General features: G+C 70.3%; 13 protein-coding genes. 10 read left to right on the top strand and 3 right to left on the bottom strand.

The genetic code is table 11. From position 1 onward, the window contains the following. Positions 1 to 82 precede the first annotated feature (82 nt). From IT355_14540 to IT355_14495, 10 genes are all read left to right on the top strand, one after another. Positions 83 to 457, top strand: coding sequence for a hypothetical protein (locus IT355_14540; GenBank protein MCC7054484.1), 375 nt, complete (start codon positions 83 to 85; stop codon positions 455 to 457). A 55-nt stretch (positions 458 to 512) separates the two neighbouring features. Beyond that, on the top strand, positions 513 to 1,760 hold the full coding sequence (locus IT355_14535) for an aminotransferase class V-fold PLP-dependent enzyme (protein MCC7054483.1): 1,248 nt from the start codon (positions 513 to 515) through the stop codon (positions 1,758 to 1,760). Positions 1,761 to 2,113: 353 nt separating this feature from the next. Next, positions 2,114 to 2,323 (top strand): hypothetical protein, encoded by a 210-nt coding sequence (locus IT355_14530; GenBank protein ID MCC7054482.1) that lies wholly within the window; start codon positions 2,114 to 2,116, stop codon positions 2,321 to 2,323. 33 nt (positions 2,324 to 2,356) lie between these two features. Further along, entirely contained in the window at positions 2,357 to 3,862 is a 1,506-nt protein-coding gene (locus tag IT355_14525) for a sugar ABC transporter ATP-binding protein (protein ID MCC7054481.1), read from the top strand. Positions 3,863 to 3,866: 4 nt separating this feature from the next. Further along, a complete protein-coding gene (rbsC, locus tag IT355_14520) occupies positions 3,867 to 4,841 on the top strand; it encodes a ribose ABC transporter permease (protein ID MCC7054480.1) in 975 nt (324 codons plus the stop codon). Between the two features lie 5 nt (positions 4,842 to 4,846). After that, positions 4,847 to 5,782: a sugar ABC transporter substrate-binding protein gene (locus IT355_14515; GenBank protein ID MCC7054479.1), complete on the top strand. Its 936-nt coding sequence runs from the start codon at positions 4,847 to 4,849 to the stop codon at positions 5,780 to 5,782. A gap of 27 nt (positions 5,783 to 5,809) precedes the next feature. Beyond that, positions 5,810 to 6,718 carry an aldo/keto reductase gene (locus IT355_14510; protein ID MCC7054478.1) on the top strand — a complete coding sequence of 303 codons (909 nt, stop codon included), beginning with the start codon at positions 5,810 to 5,812 and terminating at the stop codon, positions 6,716 to 6,718. A gap of 92 nt (positions 6,719 to 6,810) precedes the next feature. Then, positions 6,811 to 7,854 carry a hypothetical protein gene (locus IT355_14505; protein MCC7054477.1) on the top strand — a complete coding sequence of 348 codons (1,044 nt, stop codon included), beginning with the start codon at positions 6,811 to 6,813 and terminating at the stop codon, positions 7,852 to 7,854. Positions 7,855 to 8,208: 354 nt separating this feature from the next. Next, entirely contained in the window at positions 8,209 to 9,855 is a 1,647-nt protein-coding gene (locus tag IT355_14500; GenBank protein ID MCC7054476.1) for a M1 family metallopeptidase, read from the top strand. A 1-nt stretch (position 9,856) separates the two neighbouring features. Beyond that, positions 9,857 to 11,533, top strand: a complete 1,677-nt coding sequence (locus IT355_14495) for a M28 family peptidase (GenBank protein ID MCC7054475.1) — start codon at positions 9,857 to 9,859, stop codon at positions 11,531 to 11,533. An 86-nt stretch (positions 11,534 to 11,619) separates the two neighbouring features. On the opposite strand, the gene IT355_14490 is transcribed toward IT355_14495, so the two are convergent. The 3 genes from IT355_14490 to IT355_14480 form a co-directional block, all read right to left on the bottom strand. Then, positions 11,620 to 12,594: a polysaccharide deacetylase gene (locus IT355_14490; GenBank protein ID MCC7054474.1), complete on the bottom strand. Its 975-nt coding sequence runs from the start codon at positions 12,592 to 12,594 to the stop codon at positions 11,620 to 11,622. Positions 12,595 to 12,647: 53 nt separating this feature from the next. Next, positions 12,648 to 15,665 carry an aminotransferase class III-fold pyridoxal phosphate-dependent enzyme gene (locus IT355_14485; protein ID MCC7054473.1) on the bottom strand — a complete coding sequence of 1,006 codons (3,018 nt, stop codon included), beginning with the start codon at positions 15,663 to 15,665 and terminating at the stop codon, positions 12,648 to 12,650. A gap of 123 nt (positions 15,666 to 15,788) precedes the next feature. Continuing rightward, positions 15,789 to 16,769 carry a TonB-dependent receptor gene (locus tag IT355_14480; GenBank protein ID MCC7054472.1) on the bottom strand — a complete coding sequence of 327 codons (981 nt, stop codon included), beginning with the start codon at positions 16,767 to 16,769 and terminating at the stop codon, positions 15,789 to 15,791. Between the last annotated feature and the right edge of the window lie 139 nt (positions 16,770 to 16,908).

Genomic DNA, 16,908 nt, shown 5'->3' with positions numbered 1-16,908 from the left:
GGTGGGCTGAGTCTAGCGTCGGGTGCGGCGGTCTGCGCACCTTCCGGCACCCCCATGTCCTCCATCCCCGGGAGCCGGTTTCATGCTGCGCCTGCGCTGTGCGATGCTGTTCGTGAAGGAGATGGCCCCGATGCTCGCCTTCTATCGTGATGCGATGGGGTTCGCCGTGCTCGGGGATGCGTCGGACCCGAACTGGGTGGAGCTGGATGCCGGTGGTGCGACGATTGCACTCCATGTCATCCCACCCGCCCATGCGGCGGACATCGTTATCACCGCGCCGCCGGCGGCACGCGAGGATTCCCCGGTCAAGCTGATCTTCGAGGTGCCCGACGTGGCGGAGGCCCGTGCCCGTCTTGCGTCGCGGGGCGCCGTCATGCACGCGCTCCGGTCGTGGGGCACCTGTGACGGGCTCGACCCGGAGGGCAACGTCTTCCAGCTCGCACCGTCGCGTCGCTGACGGTATGGCCCGAGGCGGGCATGGTGCCGGCCGTCGTTCCACGCTACGCTCCCGCATGACCACGAACTCCCTTCCCGGCGGGACCTCGCGCCGCGCGTTCGTCTCCGGCATCGGGGCGGCGCTGGCCGCGACAGCACTGCCGCCGGGACTGGGCGTGGAGGACACGGCACCATCGCGGGGCCTCGCGCCGGACGCGCGCGACTTCCTCCTGGACCGGGGCCTGACGTACCTGCAGACGGGTTCACTCGGCCCGTCGCCGCGCCCGGTGATCGACGCCACGATGCAGGCCTGGCGCGAGCTCGAGCGCAACCCGGTGCTGTACGGGTATGGCGCGCACGAGCAGGCGCTCGAATCGGTTCGAGCGAAGGCCGCCAGCTTCCTCGGTTGCACCACGGGCGAGCTGGTGCTCACCAACTGCACCACCGAGGGGATGAACTGGGTGGCCGAGGGGCTGTCGCTGGCGGCGGGCGATCATGTGCTGACGACCGACCAGGAGCACCCCGGCGGGCGCGCCTGCTGGGACTGGGCGGTGCGTCGCAAGGGCGTCGTGCTGGATGTGGTGCCCATCGGTCCGACGGATCACGATCCTGCCGTGATCGTCGCGCGCGTCGCCGCCGCCATCACGCCGCGCACGCGGGTGCTGTCGTTCTCGCACCTGCTCTCATCCACCGGACTGCGCATGCCTGTGGCCGAGCTCTCGGCTCTCGCGAAGGCACACGGATGCGTTGTGGTGGTGGATGGTGCGCAGGCTGTCGGCGCCATCGACGTGAACGTGAAGGCGCTCGGGTGCCACGTGTACGCCACGAGCGGGCACAAGTGGTTGCTGGCACCGAAGGGCACAGGGCTGCTGTACCTCAGCGCCGACCTGCCCGCCGGCACCATCGACCCGGTCGTGTTGCAGGGTGGACGCAATGCGTACACGGCGTCCACGGGCGTCTGCTCGCTGCCGAGCGTGCACGGGCTTGGTGCGGCCATCGGCTACGTCGAGCGCATCGGCATCGCGGCGGTCGAGCGGCACAACCTCGCACTGCGCGCGCGCCTCGTGGCCGGCCTGCGCACCCTGCCGCGCCTGCGCCTTGCGAGCGTCGAGTCAGGACCGATGGCATCGCCGCTCACGTCGTACGTCCTGCCTGACACCGTGACGGCGCGCGCCCTCTACGAACGCCTCCTCACCCGGCATCACGTGGTGGTGAAGGTGGTGCCCGGCCAGTGGTTCAACGGTCATCGCATCTCGACCCACCTCTTCAACACCGCGGCTGATGTGGATGCACTGCTCGCGGCGCTGTCGGTGGAGTTGGGCTGACGTGCCGTGGGGGAGGTTCTCCTTCTGGTCCGGGGCGTCGGGCGGGGTGGGGGTGGTGGGTTCCCACGGAGTCACGGAGCCCACGGAGCGCACGGAGGGCTGCCACAGCGATTGAAAGGAACTGCGTGCGCGTGGGCAGAGTACCGCCCCACACGTGCGGTTCCTCATCGTCCTTCTCCGTGCGCTCCGTGGACTCCGTGGCTCCGTGGGAACAGGTCACTTCCCCCGCGCACGCCGCAACGCCGTGGGAACGAGTCGCTTCCCCCTGCGCACGCCACGGCGCCGTGGGAACAAGGCACTTCCCCCACGCACTGACCACCCGAGCCCCGCAGGCCCCGCTCCCGGACCCCGCCATGGCACCCGACTACAAGAACAGGTCGCAGACGTACTTCGCGGTGGCGTTCGTGTGTCTCTGCTTCGTCGCGGAGACCCTGAACTTCGCGCGCGGGAATCCCTACCGTGCGACGGTCGTCGTGCTCACGCTCCTCGGCGTGCTGGGCGTGTACTCCCTCGGCGCAGGCATCTACTACCACCGCAAGGCGAAGGCGCAGCCACGACGCTGATCGTGTGGCGTGCCGGCGTGTAAATTCCGCCGGATGCCAGCCGCCGCCCACCCGGAGGGAACCGTCGCCCTGCAGATGCACGGGATCCGCAAGGCGTTTCCGGGGGTGCAGGCGCTGGCGGGTGTCGACCTCGTGGTGCGCTGCGGGGAGGTGCACGTGCTCCTCGGCGAGAACGGCGCCGGGAAGTCCACGCTGATGAAGGTGCTGAGCGGGTCCGTGGCCCGCGATGCCGGTCGCATCGAGGTCTTCGGCCGGGATGTGGACCTCGCGTCGCCCCGTGCGGCCCGGGATGCCGGGATCGCGATCATCCACCAGGAGCTGGCGCTGGTGCCGCAGATGACCGTGGCCGAGAACGTCTTCCTCGGGCGGGCCCCGGCGCGGTTCGGCGTCGTGGACCAGCCGCGGATGGTGCGTGAGGCCACTGCGCTGCTGGCACAGCTTGGCGCGACCATCGACCCGAACGCGCTGGTCGGGTCGCTCAGCATCGCGCAGCAGCAGCTGGTCGAGATCGCGCGGGCGCTCTCGTTGCGCGCGCGGATCCTGATCATGGACGAACCGACTTCCGCCCTCACCGAGCGTGAGACGGAGCGCCTCTTCGGGACCATCGAGGGGCTCACCGCCACCGGTACCGCGATCATCTACATCTCACACCGGCTCGACGAGATCTTCGCCATCGGTGACCGGATCACCGTGCTGCGCGACGGGCGCCATGTCGCCACCCGCGACGTGCAGGCCGCCGACCGCCGCGAGCTCGTGCGGCTCATGGCTGACCGCGACGTGGAGGAGCTCGTGCCCGCCGGCACGCACACGCCGGGCCGGCCGTTGCTGCGCGTGGAGGGGCTGTCGCGCGGGGAGGCGCTCAGCGACGTCTCCTTCAGCGTGCGGGCAGGTGAGATCGTGGGCTTCTACGGCCTGCTCGGTGCGGGCCGCACGGAGATCGCGCGCGCCGTGTTCGGACTCGAGCCGTTCGACCGCGGCACGATCCTCGTGGATGGGCAGCCGTGCGAGATCCGGTCGCCGCAGGATGCGATCGCGGCGGGGATCGGCTTCGTGACGGAGGATCGCCAGCGCGAGGGGCTCGTGCTCGAACGGTCGGTGCGCGACAACGTGGCGCTGCCCATCCTGTCGCGGCTCGCACGCCTCGGCGTGGTGCACACGCGTCGCGAGCAGCAGGCGGCCGACACGGCCGTGCGCGACCTGCGCATCCGGACCCCGTCCACGCGCCAGCTCGCGCAGCACCTCAGCGGTGGCAACCAGCAGAAGATCGTGCTGGCGAAGTGGCTGGCCACCGGCGCCCGCATCCTGTTCCTCGACGAGCCCACCCGCGGCATCGACGTGGGCTCGAAGCAGGAGATCTACCAGCTGATCCAGGACCTGGCCCGTGCCGGCGTGGCGATCGTGCTGATGTCGTCCGACCTGCCCGAGGTGCTGGGGCTCGCCGACCGCGTGCTGGTGATGCGCGCTGGGCGCATCGCGGGACAGTTCACGCGCAGCGAGGCGACCGCGGAGCGAGTGATGGCGTGCGCGGTGGGGTCGTGACGCGATGATCTCCCGCACCACCCTCCGCCGGATCATCGCCGGACGAGAGGCCGGCACGGCGCTCGGGCTGCTGGTGCTCTGCGTCGGCCTCTGGATCGCGACGCCGTACTTCGCCACCGCTGCGAACCTCGCCAACGTGGCCGAGCAGAGTGCGATCGTGGGGGTGATCGCGATCGGGATGACCTGCGTGATCCTCACCGGTGGCATCGACCTCTCGGTCGGCTCGCTGGTGGCGCTGGCCGGTGTGGTGATCGGCGTGGCGCTCCGGCGCGGCATGCCGGTGACGGTCGCGGTCGCGCTCGGCCTGGTGGCGGGCACGGTGAGCGGTGCGCTGAACGGCCTGATGGTCACGCGCGGGAAGCTGCCGCCCTTCATCGCCACGCTCGGCATGATGAGCGTGGCGCGTGGTGCGGCGCTGATGGTCTCCGACGGGCGCCCGATCTCCGGCTTTCCCGGCACGCTGCGGGCGCTCGCAACGGGTGAGGTGCTGGGGGTTCCCGCCCCGGTGGTGCTGATGCTGGCGCTGTACGCGGTGGCGTACGTCGTGCTGACGCGCACCGTGCTGGGGCGTTACCTCTACGCCATCGGCGGCAACGAGCAGGCGACCGCACTCTCGGGCGTGAACGTGCCGCGGTACAAGACCCTCGTGTACGCCATCAGCGGCCTTTCGGCGGCCATCTGTGCGACCCTGCTGGTGGCGCGGCTCAACTCGGCCCAGCCCATCGCCGGCATGGGCTACGAGCTGGACGCCATCGCGGCCGTCGTGATCGGCGGGACCAGCCTCCTCGGTGGATCGGGGTCGGTGATGGGCACGCTGATCGGGGCGCTGATCATGAGCGTCTTGCGCAATGGCCTCAACCTGCTCGGCGTCTCATCGTATCTTCAGCAGGTGGCGATCGGGGTCGTGATCATCGCCGCCGTCCTGATCGACATGGCGCTGCGGCGCCGTGTGCAACGCACTCCTCGCTCCGCCCGGTAGCCCGCATGCGCCCTGCAGCGCTGTCCTTCCGTCGCCTTGCGCTGCTGGCTGGCGCCTGCCTGCTCCCCGTTGCGTGCAACCGCGGGGCACCGGCGGCGAAACCCACCGTCGCGCTGGTCGTGAAGACGCTGAACAACCAGTTCTTCATCGACATGGAGGCGGGGGCGAAGGCCGCGGCCGACAGCCTCGGGCTGGACCTGGTGGTGCAGGCGCCGGATCGCGAGATCGACGTCGAGCGCCAGATGCAGATCGTGGAGAACCTGATCCAGCGCAAGGTGCAGGTGCTGATGCTGGTGCCGAACGGCTCGAAGGAGATCGTGCCGGCGATCGTGAAGGCGAACGCGGCACGGATTCCGGTCGTCACGGTGGACACGCGGGTGGATGCGGCCACCCTGGCCGCGGACGGAGGCACCGTCGCGACCTTCATCGGCTCGGACAACGAGGATGGTGGTCGCATGGCGGGTGCCTACCTGGCCGAGCGCCTCGGCGGGACCGCGAAGGTGGCGGTGCTGGAGGGCGTGCCCGGGCACGAGACGGCCGATGCGCGGCTGCGCGGCTTCCGGAAGGCGATGGCCGCCGCCCCCGGCATGACCGTCGTCGCGTCGCAGCCGGCGAACATGGAGCGTGACCAGGCCTTCAACGTCACGCAGAACATCCTGCAGGCGCACCCCGACATCACCGCACTCTTCGCCTGCAACGACGTGATGGCCCTCGGAGCGCTCGAGGCGATCGCCGCGGCGGGGAAGGGCGGGGCCGTCAGCGTCGTGGGCTTCGACGCGCAGGACGATGCCCGCACGGCGATCCGCGAGAAGCGGATGGCGGCCACCATCGCGCAGAACCCGCGCGAGATGGGACGACTGGCCGTGATCACCGCCATGCGGCTCATCCGTGGTGAGGCCGTGCCGGCGGAGCAGCCGGTGCCCATCAGCCTCGTGAAGTGACCGAACCCAAGACCGAGGAGTGCCCGCATGCACCAGATGATCCGCCCCGCTGACCCCGCCGCCGCCGCGCCTGGCCTGTCACCGATCGTCGCCGGCGCCTGGCGCATGGGCGACTGGCACTGGACCCCGCAGGAGCGCCTCCGCTGGATCGAGCAGTGCCTCGACCTCGGCGTCACGACGTTCGACCATGCCGACATCTACGGCGGGTACGCCGTCGAGCAGCTCTTCGGCGAGGCGCTGGCGCTGGCCCCGGGGCTCCGGCAGCGCATGCAGCTGGTGACCAAGTGCGGCATCTGCCTCACCCTGCCGGCGCGGCCGGCGCACCGGATCAAGCACTACGACACGTCGTTCGCACACATCGTGGGCAGCGTGGAGCATTCACTGCGGATGCTGGGCACCGAGCAGCTCGACCTGGTGCTGATCCACCGCCCCGACGTGCTGATGGATGCGGATGTCGTGGCCGAGGCGTTCACGCACCTGCAGTTGCAGGGCAAGGTGCGGCTGTTCGGCGTGTCCAACTTCACGCCCTCGCAGTTCGAGTTGCTGGCCAGCCGGGTGCCGCTGGTCACGAACCAGGTCGAGCTGCATCCGCTGCACCTGGCGCCGCTGACGGATGGCACGCTGGACCAGGCGCAGCGGCTGCGGCTGTCGCCGATGATCTGGTCGCCGCTGGCTGGTGGCCGGCTCATGACGGACGAGGGCGGCGTGGCGCACCGCGTGCGGGTGGCGCTGGCGGCGGTGGGTGCGCGCCACGGGGTGGGTGTCGCCACGATGGCGTTCGCGTGGCTGCTGCGGCATCCGAGCCGGCCGATTCCCGTCGCCGGTTCGCGGCGCATCGAGGCGATGCAGGAGGCGGTGGCGGCGCTGGGGGTCACGCTCGATGCGCAGGACTGGACCGAGATCTGGATGGCCGCGAGCGGGCACGAGGTGGCGTGACGTGAACCAGCCGGGCGCTGCGGTGTTGACTTGATGTTGGTGTCGACGTAGCTCCAAGGCGGGCCGGCGTGCACATCCCAGGAGGGCCGTCCATGACCACGAAGGCGCAGTCCGCAGCGGTGCTGCTGTCGCTCGGGCTGGGCGTCCTCCTCGGCACGGCCTGTGGCTTCGGTGGCGGTGGTTCGGAGTCCCCCAGCGGACCGATCACCGTGCCGCCGCGGACCAGCAACCCCGCCGGCATGGCCGCGGTCTTTGCCACGGCCAACCGCAGCGATGGAGTCTGCGCTGCGGCGCGGCCGTTCTATTGGGAGATCGGTGACCGGAGCGGCCTGATCACCGGTGGCTCGGTGGACGGGCCGTCGGGGGCGACCGCGAGCCGGACCGTCGTGCTGCCGGTTGGATCGGCGGGTGAGTGGCTCTATTCGGCCTTTGTTGCGTCACGCCGCGGATACGTGCTGACGCCGCAGGATGTCGAGTTCCTCACCATGCGCAGTGGCTTCGTGAGCGCCTCCGACGCCTGTCGCGCGAGTACCACCATCGGCAGCTGCGCGGCAGCGGGTGGCAACGCCGTGCGGGACGCCGCCGCCGTCGGACGGTTCGGGTACGGTGGGTCGCACCTGCAGCAGCATGCGAGCCAGCCGGCTCCCGGGATGGACTTTGCCGCGAAGGACAACGTGGCGCTCGAGATCGCAATGCGTTCCGCACTCGGTGTCGGGACGGCGCTGTCGGTCGCCGGGCAGCGCATCCCCGAGGACATCGCGATCAGCCCGACCGGCTATGCGAGTTTTCTGCGCAAGGTGCTTGCCGGTGAGCTGCGTTTCGGCGCGTTGCTGGGCACCAACCTGACCTGCACCGATCCCGCGACCTGTGCAAGCGCGGTGCCAACGGCAACGCCGCTACCCGTCACGCCCGGTTCGCGCTGGTCGTACTCGGTTGGTCACTGGGTGGAGAATGATCCCGTCACCGGGGACGGGGCATACAGCAACCCGGGAGCGCGCGGCTTCTATCCGTGGATCACGGCGCGCGCTGACATGTATGGCATGGTCGTGCGTGCAGACTCCGCGGGGGGTACCGCTGCGTCGGTGCGGTGCGGCAGAGTGCTGCGGGCGGCGTGGGTGACGGGCGTGGTGCAGTAGGTGCAAGCCGCGTGGCGATGGGCGCCCGTCCCGTCCCGTCGCCGCCCGCTTGTCGGCTTTCGGTGGCGCGAAAAGGGGTCTGCGCGAAAAGGGGTCTGAGTCACGCGGGTCCCTCGGACTCTGAGTCGTTTGCCGTGGGAAAAGGGGTCTGAGTCACGCGGGTCCCTCGGACTCTGAGTCGCTTGCCGGGCCCTCTGCGGGAGCCATCGAGTCCGCATCGTTGGGATTGGCCACGCGCGAAAATGGCCATGGTCGCCGCGGCGGACGCATACTCGATTCGCCTGACGACCGGGCGTGCGCCGCGCTAGACTCTGGCGATGCACCGGCGCCGGTGCCGTTCCTCCACCCCGGTTCGTGACGACCATGACGCTGCGGATTGCCGTTCGGTGCCTGCTCGCGGGCTTGTCCCTCTGCGCGCTGCCCCTGCGCGCCGACCCGTACCCGCGCCAGCCGATCGACGTGGAGCACTACCGCTTCGTGCTGACGCTGGCTGACAGCACCGACCGCATCCACGGCGACGCCACCATCCGGGTCCGCGCGGTGGGCGCCGGCCTGGCCAGCGTCTGGTTCGACCTCGCGTCGATCACGCCGGCGCGGCAAGGCAAGGGCATGCGGGTGAGCGCCGTCACGGTCGCGGGCGCACCAGCCGACTTCCAGCACGCCGGCGACCGCGTCACGATCACGCTCGGGCGCAGCCTGGCCAGCGACGAGGTGATCGAGGTGCGCCTCCGCTACGCTGGCCTCCCCGCCGACGGGCTGTACATCAGGCCGACGCCCCTTGGCGATCGCGCCTTCTTCTCCGACAACTGGCCGGACAAGGGCCACCACTGGATCCCGCTCATCGACCACGTCGCCGACAAGGCGACGATGGAGATGTCGGTGCTGGCACCGTCGCACTACCAGGTGATCTCGAACGGCCGGCGCATGGAGACGACCGACACCACGGCCGGCCTGCGACGCACCGTCTGGCGCGAGTCGGTGCCGATCTCGCCCTGGCTCTACGCGCTTGGCGTGGCAGCGTTCGCGGTGCAGCAGGTGGACGACTACGCCGGCATCCCGATCGAGACGTGGGTGTTCGCGAAGCAGCGCGACGCCGGTTTCCACGACTTCGCCGTCCCCACGCGTGATGCGCTGGCGTTCTACAGCGAGTACGTCGGCCCGTTCTCGTACGAGAAGCTGGCGAACGTGCAGTCGAACTCCGTCAGCGGTGGCATGGAGGCAGCGTCGGCCATCTTCTACAGCGCCGGCAGCGTGGCCGGCACGCGCCCGGTGCGGTGGCGCAACGTGGTGATCCACGAGATCGCGCACCAGTGGTTCGGCGATGCCGTCACCGAGCGTGACTGGAACGACGTCTGGCTCAGCGAAGGCTTCGCGACCTACTTCACGCTGCTGTTCATCGAGCACGCGTACGGGCATGACGAGTTCGTGGCTGGACTGCACGCATCGCGGAAGACGGTGATCGAGGTCGATGCGAAGACGCCGGACAGGCCGGTGATCCACCGCGACCTGACGGACATGGCGCAGGTCACCAGCGCGATCACCTACCAGAAGGGAAGCTGGGCGCTGCACATGCTGCGCAGCGAGATCGGTGACGATCGCTTCTGGGCGGGCATTCGCGACTACTACGCACGGCATCGCGACCGCAACGCCACCACCGCCGACTTCCGCGCCGCGATGGAGCGTGCCTCAGGCCGCGACCTGGGCGCGTTCTTCGAGCAGTGGCTGCGGCGCGGTGATGTGCCAGCGGTGACCGGACGCTGGCGCTGGGATGCCGGCGCGAAACAAGTCGTGCTGACGCTCCATCAGGCACAGGCAGGTGCCGAGTACGCGCTGCCGATCGAAGTCGGCATCACGATGGCGGATGGATCGACGCGCATCGAGCGCGCCGACCTGTCGGCTCGCTCTGCCGAGTTCAGGTTTGCTGCCGGCAGCGCACCACGCTCGCTGGAGCTCGACCCAAGGGTCCGCCTGCTTGCGGCCCTGTCCCTCGACCCACGCTGACATGCACATTCGGCGACTCGTTCCGTTCGTCCTGCTTGCTGCATGCACGCCGTCGCTGGTGGCGCGCAACGACGCTGGGGCGGGGCTCGCGACATCGTCGGCGCTGAGCGCGGCCGACCTCCGCACCCGCCTCTTCGCCATCGCGCACGACTCGATGATGGGCCGCGCCCCCGGTGACGCCGGCAACTACAAGGCCACGGCCTACATCGCCTCGGAGTTCGCGCGCCTCGGTCTACGACCCGCCGGCGACGATGGCGGCTGGTTCCAGGTGGTGCCGTTCTGGCGACGCACCGCCGACCGGCGTGACACGATCCGGGTGGACGGCTACGCGGCGAAGCTGGGCACCGACTATGCGCCATCACCGGGCAACGCGCGCAGCCGCGACATCGATGGGCGCCAGGTGGTCTACGCCGGCCTTGCCTCGGATCCGTCCACCTGGATCGATGCGGCAACGGCTCAGGGCAAGGCACTGCTCTTCAGCGTGATCCCGGTGTCCCAGCGCACGGTGGCCACGCGCCGCACCGACCTCAACGCCGTGCGACTCGCCCCGCGATTCGCGGGCGCGGCGACGATCTTCGTGTCGGAACTGGACGCGGCTGGCGCATCGTCCGCCGCCGCGTATCTCACCGGCAACCTGGTGCTCGATACGACCTGGCGTGACGTGCCCACGATGGCGCTGGTGACGAACGCCTTCGCCGCCAGGCTGCTTGGTCGTGCGCTGGATGAGGCCACACCGGGCACCCTGGGCCGCACGCTGCGCGGCGCCATGCGCGTGGGTGTGTTTCCGCTGGAGTTCACCGCGCGCAACGTGGTCGCGGTGCTGCCGGGCTCCGACCCGGGCGTCAACGGGCAGTTCGTGTCACTCACGTCGCACAACGATCACGTCGGATTCGACCACAATCCCGTCGACCACGACTCACTGCGCGCGTTCAACGCGGTGGTGCGACCGATGGGTGCCGATTCGCCGGCGCGCGATGCCACGCCGGAGGAGGCGCGGCGCGTGAAGCAGATCCTCGACTCGCTGCGCGCCATCCGTCCCACCGCACGCCCCGACTCGATCCGCAACGGCGCTGACGATGACGGCACCGGCACCGTCGCCCTGCTGGAGATCGCCGAGTTGCTGAGCCATGGACCGCGCCTGCGCCGCTCGATCCTGTTCGTCTCGCACACCGCCGAGGAGTTCGGACTGCTCGGCTCGCGGTGGTTCACGGACCATCCGACCGTCGCCCGCGACTCGATCATCGGCGAGATCGACATGGACATGATCGGCCGCGGCAGTGTGCACGACCTCCCGGATGCCGGCCCGACGTACCTGGAGGCGATCGGGCTGCGACGGCTGAGCACCGAGTTCGGCGACGTGCTGGCGGCCGCCAATGCGAAACAACCGCAGCCGTTCGTGTTCAACATGACGTTCGACGCACCGAACCATCCGCTCCAGTACTACTGCCGCGCTGATCACTACTCGTATGCGCGCTACGGCATCCCGGCGGCGGTGTTCTCACGGGGCGAGCACATGGACTACCACCAGGTCACCGACGAGGCACAGTACATCGACTACGATGCGCTGGCGCGTGTGGCGACGTTCGTGAAGGATGCCGCGATTTCACTGGCGACGCGGGCGGATCGGCCACGGCTCGACAAGCCAAAGACGGACCCGAACGCCCCCTGTCGGCAGTAGCGGCGGTCGCTGTTGATTTGGAGATCGTGAGTTTCACGCGACTCCGCGTGAAACTGACGGTCTTCCACCGCGAGCGACCGTCGCGATCAGCGCCTCGGAATCGGCTCCCCGAGTGACGCCTGCGCTCGCACGTACTCGGCCGCCGCGGCGTGTGTCGCGTACCATGCACGCGGGCCGGCGACGGCGCGGATGTGCGCCAGCAGCAGCTCGAGCGCGATGATGCGCGAGCGATGCCCCGACACATGCGGGTGCATCGTGAGCAGGAACATCCCGTGCTCGGCGTACGCCTTGTCGAACTCGTCCATCCAGACCCTCGCCACGTCGCGGGGGTTCATGTAGGTGTTGCCGCGCGGGTCGAACAGCGGCGCGTCATCCAGGATCCACTCCACCGGGAGCTCGACGAGGCCAGTGGGCGCGCCATCCTGCAGCAGCTCGTACGGGCTGTCGTCGGCCATCAACGAGCTCTCGTACCGGAAGCCCATGTCGCGCAGGATCGAGAGCGTGTTCGGGCTGAAGTTCCACGAGGGCGCGCGATACCCGACCGGCGTCGTGCCCGTGAGCTGTGTGAGCTCCGCCACCGCCTTCGTGAGCAGCGCGCGCTCGGCACTGTCGGGCAGCGTCGCATTCAGCTCGTGGATCCAGCCATGCACGGCGAACTCGTGCCGGCCGCTGCGCCGGATGGTGTCGGCCATCGATGGCGTGAGCGCCAGGCTCACCGACGGGATGAAGAACGACGCGGGAATCCGATGTGCATCCAGCAGGCGAACGAGGCGCCCGAGTCCGCGTCGCGCGCCGTACTGCGCCGAGGCGAGGGTGCCGACGGTCGGCTCGCCGAAGCGGAGGGGAATCGTCTCGTTGTCCACGTCGAACGAGAGCAGCACGGCCACCTGCGCACCGCCGGGCCAGGTGCGCGGCTGGAGTGACCGGCCGGCGCGCACGGCATTCACCACCGTGCGGACGGAGTCCATGGTCCATTTCCAGCCCGGCCGTGCCGGTGGGGGAGCAGCCTGGGCGTGCAGCACGAGCGGGACGGCGAACAGCAGGGTCAGTCGGCGCAGCATGCGGGCTCCGGACACGGAAGTGGGGACGTGCGTGAGGCTACGACCTGCACCGGCTACCGCAGCGCACCGAGTTCGCGGAGGCCCTGCCGCATGGCGCTCACGATGTGGTCGGCATCGGCGCGTGTGAGCACCATCGGCCCGCGGATCTTGATCACGTTGTGGTGCGGCCCGTCGGTGCCGACCAGCACGCCGCGCTCGCGCATGCGGTGCACGACGAACGACGCCTCGCTGGCCGCCGGCTCGAGTGTCCCGCGATCGCGCACCAGCTCCACGCCGAGGAACAGCCCGGAGCCGCGAACGTCGCCGATGAGCGGGAATTCCGGCATCAGCGCGGCGAGGGACGCGCGGAGGTGTGCGCCGACCTGACGGGCATTCGCCTGCAGTTGCCGGTCCCTCGTCTCCTGCAGCGTGGCCAGCCCCGCCACGCAGGCGGCGGTGCTGCCACCGAAGGTGCTGAAGAACTCCATGCCGTTGTCGAACCGCGCGGCAATGGCGCGCGTCGTGATCACCGCGCCCATCGGGTAGCCGTTCGCGATCGGCTTGCCGAGCACCACGATGTCCGGCGTGACGCCGTGGGCGTCGAAGGCCCAGAAGTGGGTGCCGATGCGACCGAACCCCGTCTGCACCTCGTCGGCGATGCACACCCCCCCGGCAGCGCGCACGCGGGCATAGGTGTCCGCGAGGAATCCGTCGGGCAGCATGACCTGCCCGCCCACGCTGGGACAGGTCTCCGCGATGTAGCCGCAGAGCCGCCGCCCGCGGGCGTGGATGCCGTCGATCACCTCACCGACCCGGGCCGCGAACCACGCCCCCGGATCCCCCGTGATCCCGCGTGTGCGGTACGTGTCCGGGATGGGCGACGTGTGCACCCAGTCCGGTGCGCCCTGCCCGCCGGGACCGTCGTGCTTGTAGGGGCTGATGTCGATCAGCGTGGTGGTGTGGCCGTGGTAGGCCGCCTCCATCACGATCAGGTCCTTCGCGCCGGTGTACGTCCGCGCGAGCCGCAGCGCCAGCTCGTTCGCCTCGCTGCCCGATGCGGTGAAGTAGCAGGTGCAGAGGTCGGGCGGGAAGAGTGCCGTGAGCTCCGTCGCGTAGTGCGTGAGCTGCGACTGGAGGTACCGGGTGTTGGTGTTGAGCACGCCGAGCTGCCGGGCCACCGCCTGCGTGACGCGCGGATTCGCGTGGCCCACGTGTGCCACGTTGTTGTAGCCGTCGATGAAGCGGTGCCCGTCCTCGTCGTACAGGTACTGCATGACGCCGCGCACCGCCTGCAGCGGACGGGCCCCGTACGACACGCTCAGGTTCGCGCCGACGTGCTCGCGGCGCTGGGCAGCGATCTCGCCGGTGGAGTCGCCGGCGGGGGCGACGATCCACGGCGCGAGGCCCAGGACCAGGTTCGGGTCCGGGCAGAGGCTGTGCCACACGCGGCGCTGGCTCGCGCGGCAGGCGCCGTTGACGTTGCATGGCACGTCGAGCATGTCGGTGATCACCTGCACGTGCACGTGCGACCACCAGTCGCCGTTCGTCGGTGCGCTGCCGATGCGCGCGAACTCCGCGCCCCGCGTGACGGTGCCACCGATCACCAGCCCGTCGAGGGAGTCGGGCGTGAGGTGACCGTACAGGGTGAAGAACTCCACCGGCGTGGCGTCGTCCGTGACGTGCCGGAGCACGACCACCGGCCCGTAGTCGTGATGGCTGTCGGCGAACTCGAACCCGTGCACGACGCCATCCAGCGGGGCGAAGAGCGGCGTGCCCGGCGCGGTGGACAGGTCGATCCCGAGGTGGATCGTCCGTGGTTCCGGTGCCGCCGGCTCGTCGGGCCAGTGGTAGATCAACCGCGCCTCGTCGTAGCCGCCCACGCCGTATGCGGCACCATTGGCCGCGAGCAGGGCGCGGATGCGCGCGTCGAGCAGCACGGGCGCGTTGCCGGCGGGGTCGCCGTCGAGCAGGGCACTCCCGACGCTGAAGTCGAGCGGGATCGGGCCACCATCCCGCATCGCGTCGCCGAGGAGCGGTGCGAAGCCTGGCTGGTGCCGCGCCAGCCATCGCACCACCTGCGGTGCGTGTGGCACGGGGGGCAGCCCGCAGGCATCGCGCAGCAGGTAGTGCGCGAAGCGCGGATGGATCGAAGCCAGGCGCGGCAGCACGCGCGCGATCGGCCCCTGGCTGATGCCGAGGTACGCTTCATCCGGCCGCTCGGACCACTGCTTCGCGGCCACGCAGGCACTGGTGCAGAGCCGCATGGCCAGCAGCGGGAAGAGCGCGCGGATCTCGGGTTCGGTGAGCGGGTGTACCGCATGGTAGCCCGCCGCCACCTCGGCGGCCGCCGCGAGCGGATCGTCGGGCGACTGCAGCGCGATGTAGGCCATCGCGATCGCGAGGTCGTTGACCACATGGCTGTGAACCATGTCGCCGAAGTCGATGACCCCCGTCACGCGCTGCGCGCGCCCGTCCACGAGGAGGTTCCAGTCGTTCGCGTCGGAGTGGATCATCCCGCGCCGGAGCTGCGGGAGCAGCGGCACCACCTCTGCGGCGTGCAGCGCGGTGAAGTGCGCGATGTGGCGTCGCAGTGCTGCATCGGACACCAGCGGGAGCAGGTCCGGCACCACGCGCCCCGCGTTGGCCAGGTCCCAGTGGAAGTCGCGGTGGAACGCCGGGTGCGCGAAGGAGGCGAGCGCCTCGTCCACCGCGGCCAGCGCCCTGCCGATGTCCTGCCGCAGGCTGGCGGTCTGGTACCGGGTGGCGCCAAGCGGCGTGCCCGGCAACGCCGTGATCAGGCGGACCATGTGGCCGTCGTGGTGGCCGATCTCGTCACCGGTGAGCGTGCGCACCACGCGCGGGGTCAGGCCGGTGTGCGAGAGGTGCTGCATCACGGCACACTCCGCCTCGAGCACCGCGCGCGCCTCACCGGCGTTGGCGACCTTCAGGATGTGCCGCGCGCCATCGCCGGCCAGCAGCATCACGTTCTGGTCGCGCTCACTGGGGAGCGGCGTGGCGGTGGCGGCCAGGCCGTAGAGCTGCGCCGCGAGCGCGCCCGCGTCGGCCGGGGAGAGGTTGGGAACGCCGTGCATGCGGGAGCGGGTGGTGCGAAGGCCGTGTCGCACGTGGCGTGGCGCGAGGTGCGGCCCCTGCGTGGTGTGCGCGAACCCCGGAAGCTACCGCCCTGCGCCACGCACGCCGCCTCGCCTCCGCCCCTACCGCGTCCAGATCCCGATCGTGCCGCAGGGGTTGGACGGTCCCATCGTCAGCTCGGCCGGCACGCCGCCGATCCCGTTGTAGACCTCGATGCCGGCCAGGTCGAGGGTGTTCACCATGTCGTCGATCCCCATGCCGCTCAGCTGCGGTGCGGGGAAGCCGTTGATGAACACGCCCATCAGGCACCCGCCGCGGCCCGTCACCATCGACGAGCGGCGGGAGTCGAAGTTCACGCGCACGCCGGGGATCATGCGCAGCAGGTCGGTGGTCTGCAGCGGGTGCCGTTCCAGGATCTCCTTCTCCGTCATGATCCGCCCCCACCCCGAGCGACGCTCCGCACGCTGCAGGAAGCCGCGCATGCGCACCGGCATCCGCGTGGCGCGCACCACCACCAGCCCCAGGTTCTGGCCCGCGAACTGGCGCACCACGATGCGCGCGCGGGTGGCGGTGCTGTCGGTGAGGTCGGCGAAGAGGAAGGTCGGCGAGTAGCCCACGCGGCGCACCCGCACGATGTGTCGCCGTGGCGGCAGGTTCCGGAACGCGAACCGGCCGAGCGAGTCGGAGCGCTGCTCGAGCAGGGCGGTCACCACCTCGATGGTCGCGTCTCGCACCGGTGCACCGCTGGAGTCGACCACGGTGCCGAGCAGGGACCGTCGTTCGGTCGGGTTCGGTATTGCCTCGACCACCACGCTGGGCGTGGTGTCGCTGGTCACGTTCGCCTCGATCTCGCCGAGCAGCAGGCCGTCGCGCTCGAACCGGACGGTGATCCGTCCCAGTGGCACCGGCACGAGCAGGAACCGGCCGACCGAGTCGGAGGTGGTCTTCGTGGTCTTGTACGAGACGATGACATCCGGCAGCGCGCGGCCGGTGCTGTCCCGGACGGTGCCGCGGAGCATCGGCACCGTCTGCGCGATCAGGGGGGCGGCAGCGCAGAGGAGGGCGATGGCGGGGACGGCGAGGCGGGCGGCGCGCATGCGCATCGGTGGCTCCCGGAGGGAAGGTGTTGTCCGCTGCATCCTACCCGGGCTGGACGGTCCGGTGCCGGAAGTCCGCGGCGACCTGCGCCCGATCGGCCCGCCGGTGTCACGCATCGGGGATGCCCGTCGGCTCAGCCCGCCG

The sequence above is a fragment of the Gemmatimonadaceae bacterium genome, assembly GCA_020851035.1.
Classification (GTDB): Bacteria; Gemmatimonadota; Gemmatimonadetes; order Gemmatimonadales; family Gemmatimonadaceae; genus JACMLX01.
This window is presented reverse-complemented; position numbering and strand designations above follow the sequence as displayed.